This is a genomic window from Corallococcus sicarius (genome assembly GCF_003611735.1).
Taxonomy (GTDB): domain Bacteria; phylum Myxococcota; class Myxococcia; order Myxococcales; family Myxococcaceae; genus Corallococcus; species Corallococcus sicarius.
Genome location: NZ_RAWG01000545.1, coordinates 1 through 3,235, shown reverse-complemented (window position 1 = coordinate 3,235; position 3,235 = coordinate 1). Strand labels below are relative to the sequence as shown.

Annotated in this window: 3 protein-coding genes and 1 pseudogene; all 4 read right to left on the bottom strand. The window is 70.9% G+C overall.

Translation table 11 applies throughout. The features are described 5' to 3' along the window. A pseudogene (locus tag D7X12_RS40410) lies at positions 1–502 on the bottom strand (MXAN_5187 C-terminal domain-containing protein); the annotation flags it as partial. A 39-nt stretch (positions 503–541) separates the two neighbouring features. Further along, positions 542–1,843 carry a prolipoprotein diacylglyceryl transferase gene (locus D7X12_RS40405; RefSeq protein ID WP_120630442.1) on the bottom strand — a complete coding sequence of 434 codons (1,302 nt, stop codon included), beginning with the start codon at positions 1,841–1,843 and terminating at the stop codon, positions 542–544. Between the two features lie 82 nt (positions 1,844–1,925). Beyond that, a complete protein-coding gene (gene lspA, locus D7X12_RS40400) occupies positions 1,926–2,534 on the bottom strand; it encodes a signal peptidase II (RefSeq protein ID WP_120630441.1) in 609 nt (202 codons plus the stop codon). Between the two features lie 32 nt (positions 2,535–2,566). Continuing rightward, complete coding sequence (lspA, locus tag D7X12_RS40395; RefSeq protein WP_120630440.1) at positions 2,567–3,196, bottom strand: signal peptidase II; 630 nt, start codon at positions 3,194–3,196, stop codon at positions 2,567–2,569. Between the last annotated feature and the right edge of the window lie 39 nt (positions 3,197–3,235).

Here is a 3,235-nt window from a genome sequence, read left to right as displayed (position 1 = left end):
CCTTGGGCTCGTTGGGAGACACGCGGCCCACCAGCTCCGCCACCTCCTCGAAGTCCATGTCGGAGATCTCCTCCGGCAGCTCCACCACGTCCTTGCGGCGCTCGCCGGACGCCTCGGGCTGCTTCTGGGCCACGGAGCGGCGGCGGGCCTTGGCGAGGTCGCGGTGGTAGGTGCCGGCTTCAATCTCCTGGATGGTCCGCACCCAGAGCCGCTCATACGTGAGGAACTTGTTGTGGAGGCTCTGCACGCGGAACTTCACCGACGTGCTGCGCACGAAGGCGCCCTTGAGCCGCATCATCCGCTTCTTGAGGTCTTCGTGCGCGCGGATGGGCGCCTGCCGCTCCATGCCCAGGAAGTACTGCTCGTAGGTGTGGCGCAGCTCCGCGATCTCCGCCTCCAGCGCCTCGCACTCCTGGAGGGCGGCTTCGCTGGAAGAGCTGGCGTCCTGCGCGGGCCGGGCCCCACCTTTGGCGGCGGACCGGGTGTTGTCGGGCGGCGGCATGTTCCTGGAGTGTCCTCAACCCGGGCGCCGCTCGCAACCTCAGGCCGCGGACGGGGTCGGTCCCAGGCCCGGCGCCTCACCCGCCGGCCGGTGGCGGGCCAGCAGCACCGCACCGAAGGTGAACATGCACAGGGAGATGAACTGGCTGGTGGACACGTTGTACCAGGCCTCCAGGGGCACCGCCCCGGCCAGCCCCTGGGCCCCCAGCGACTCCAACAGGCCGTGCAGGGTGCCGCGCTCCAGGTCCCCCCGGAACAGCTCCACCGTGGTGCGCAGGACGGCGTAGGCCATCAGCCAGAGGGCGAAGATGTGCCCGTGGAAGCGGCGGAAGCGGCGCGCGTACAGGAGCGCCACGAAGAGCACCAGCTGCCCCACGGACTCGAAGAGCTGCGTGGGGTACACCGGCAGCGTGGTGCCGTGCAGGGCCACCCAGTCGGAGATGCGCACCGCGCCCGGCGCCGCTTCGTGGAGCACCTGCCCGGTGGCCTCCACGACGAAGCGGGTGTCATCCGCCTGCGAGCTGAACGCCAGGCTGGGCGAGCGCCCCCACTGGCCGAACAGGTCCTTCACCACGCCCGAGCCGGGGAACATCACCCCGGTGTGCGAGTGGCTGCCCGCCATGTCTCCCCAGCAGCAGCCGGCGGAGAAGCAGCCCAGGCGCCCCAGGCACTGGCCCAGCGATACGGTGGGGATGCACACGTCGGCCAGCCGCAGGAAGTCCAGGTCGTACCTGTGCGCGAAGAGGTACGCCGCCAGCCCCGCCCCGATGAGGCCGCCGTAGAACACCAGCCCGCCGCCCAGCGAGAACGCCTGCGTCCAGTCACGCGCGTAGTCCTGCCAGTTCACCAGCACGAACAGGGCGCGACTGCCCAGCAGCCCGCCGATGAGCACCCAGAACGCCAGGTCGATGACCTGCTCGCGGCGCTTGGGCCCCTCGGTGTCCACGAAGCCCTGGCCCTCCACGAAGGTGACCCGGCGCCACTCGTCCTGCGCGAGCCTCGCCGCCACCACCACCGCGCAGATGAAGCCCGAGGCCAGGAGCACGCCGTAGGTGTGCACCGGGAGGCCCTCCCCCTTGCCTCCCGGGAAGGCGTCCTCGGGCAGCATGTACAGGAGGCCGAAGTACGCCATCACCGCGCCGGTGAGCGTCAGTCCGCCCGCGCGCTGGAGCTTGTCCTGGAGCGACGCGGGAGCGGCCTTGCCGGTCTTCGGATCCACCGGCCCCGCCGCGCCGCGCCAGCCGTTGACGGCGATGGAGGCCACCACCCCCACCGCGACGGCGTACAGCAGGAGCTGCATCCAGAGGCTGGTGAAGGCGATGCGGAACAGGACGGGGAGCATGGGACCTCGGCCGGGAAGCGGCGGGGACAACCGGAGCGGCCCGGCGGGACATTCCCGGCCGGCCCGGAAGCAGAGGCGGGCGTCAGGCCCCGGCGGGCGCGGAGGCGGGCTTCTCCTTGCGGACGAAGGCGTCCACGATGAGCATGCCCACGCCGATGCAGATGGCCGCGTCCGCGACGTTGAAGGACGGCCAGGCCGCCTTGTCGTACCAGTGGGCCTCCAGGAAATCGATGACGAAGGCCCGCGCCACCCGGTCGATGTAGTTGCCCAGCGCGCCGCCCAGCACCAGCGGCAGGCCCCACAGCGCCCACACCTCCGCGGGGTCCTTGCCGGACAGCTTCCGGAAGTAGAAGACGATGAGGAGCACCGCGCCCACGCTCACCACGTGGAAGAGCGGGCCGCGCACGTGGGGCGGCAGGTCGCGGAACATGCCCCACGCGGCACCCGGGTTCTCCGCGTAGCGCAGGCGGAAGAAGTCCTCCACCACCTCCACGTGCGTGCGGGGCTGGAACTGCAGCCCGTAGCGGCCGGGGGCCTCCGCGGGCGAGTACAGCGCGCCCAGGCGTTGGGACAGCGTGGTGGCCCCGTCGAAGCGGGTCGTCAGGTCGCGCACCACCAGGTACTTCGTCCACTGGTCGAGCACGATGACGCCCAGCGTGAGGGCGAGGAGGATGACGTATTTGCGCGGCACGGGGACGGCTTATACCAGCCCGCCCCGGCCCGTCACGGATGCGGGCTCTGGGTGAGCGACGGGGCGGAGGCCTCCACCGCCGGGCGGCTGCGGAACGAGTCCAGCAGCATCAGCGCCACGCCCACGACGATGGCGGCGTCCGCCACGTTGAACGTGGGCCAGCGCATGCCCGGCTGGTTGCGCCAGTGCCAGTCGACGAAGTCGATGACGTAGCCCCGGATGAGCCGGTCCACGAAGTTGCCCAGCGCGCCGCCGGAGATGAGCGCCAGCGCCACGCGCACCAGCTTCTGGGACGCGTCCGTGCGGCGGTACAGCATCAGGATGAAGCCCAGCGCCGCCAGACTCACCACGTGGAAGAACGTCTTGCGCACGGGGTCCGGCAGGTTGGAGAACATGCCCCACGCCGCGCCCGGGTTCTCCACGTAGCGGAAGTGCCAGTAGTCCTCGATGAAGCGGTACGGCCGGGTGTTGCGCCGGAACATGCCCTCCGCGGGAGGGTCGTTGTCCAGGTTCTGTTCCTGCACGAAGCCCGTGACGCGGGACAGGCCGCTGCGGCCGTCCAGGGCTTGCGTCAGCCGCGACACGGCCAGGTACTTGGTCACCTGATCCGCCGCCAGCACGGCGAGGACCACCACGAGGAGGAGGCGGAGGGAGGCTTTCATGCGAGCTTCGACCTCTACCCCGCCCCCGGGAGCCCTGAC